This is a genomic window from Mesorhizobium sp. M00.F.Ca.ET.216.01.1.1, from assembly GCF_004010325.2.
Classification (GTDB): domain Bacteria; phylum Pseudomonadota; class Alphaproteobacteria; order Rhizobiales; family Rhizobiaceae; genus Mesorhizobium.
Map to the genome: position 1 here is coordinate 1 of NZ_SADR02000083.1, position 875 is coordinate 875.

1 protein-coding gene is annotated in these 875 nt (G+C 65.9%); it reads left to right on the forward strand.

Features of this window, described 5'->3' with window-relative positions; all coding sequences use genetic code 11:
• A partial coding sequence (locus tag EN859_RS35120) for an IS3 family transposase (protein ID WP_135913590.1) occupies positions 1–867 on the forward strand: 867 nt, incomplete at its 5' end.
• Between the last annotated feature and the right edge of the window lie 8 nt (positions 868–875).

The following is an 875-nucleotide window of genomic DNA, read 5'->3' on the forward strand; positions in this document are numbered from 1 at the left end:
GAACGGCGGGCGTGTAAAGCCATCGGCTGTTGCCGCATGACGGTTCGCTACGAGACCAGCAGGCCGGACGACCGCGAGGTTCGCGAGCCGATGAAGGCGATCGCGCAGGAGCGTCGCCGGTTCGGCTACCGGCGTCTTCTCGTGATGCTGAGGCGGGAGGGCCTGGTCGTGAACCACAAGAAGCTGTTCCGGCTCTATCGGGAGGAGAAGCTCGCCGTTCGCCGCCGTGGCGGCCGCAAGCGGGCGATCGGGACCAGGGCGCCGATGCTGGTGCCGCTGAGGCCCGACGAGCGCTGGTCGCTCGACTTCGTATCGGACCAGCTCACCGACGGGCGCCGCTTCCGCATCCTGGCCGTCGTCGACGACTGCACGAGAGAGTGCCTGTCACTCGTCGTTGATACGTCTCTCTCGGGCATGCGGGTTGCCCGCGAATTGGACCGGCTCATCACCGAGCGCGGCCGGCCCAGGATGATCGTCAGCGACAATGGCAGCGAGTTCACCTCGAACGCCATCCTCGCCTGGGCGGATCAGAACCGCGTCGAATGGCATTACATTGCGCCCGGCAAGCCGATGCAGAATGGCTTCATCGAGAGCTTCAACGGCCGACTGCGCGATGAACTGCTCAACGAGACGCTGTTCACCTCGCTGGCTCAGGCGCGCGTAGCCATCGCCCTGTGGCACGCCGACTACAACACCGCGCGGCCGCACTCCCAAATCGCCTGGCAGACCCCGGCAGAGTTCGCCAGCACCTTCAATCCGCGACGGTCGCTCGCGCTGCGCTATGCCAAAGGCTCCGGGCCAGCGCCCGTCGCTTCACCCGCCCAGCAGGGCACAACCCACGCCGGAAACGAACTCAAAACTGGATAGAAACTGGG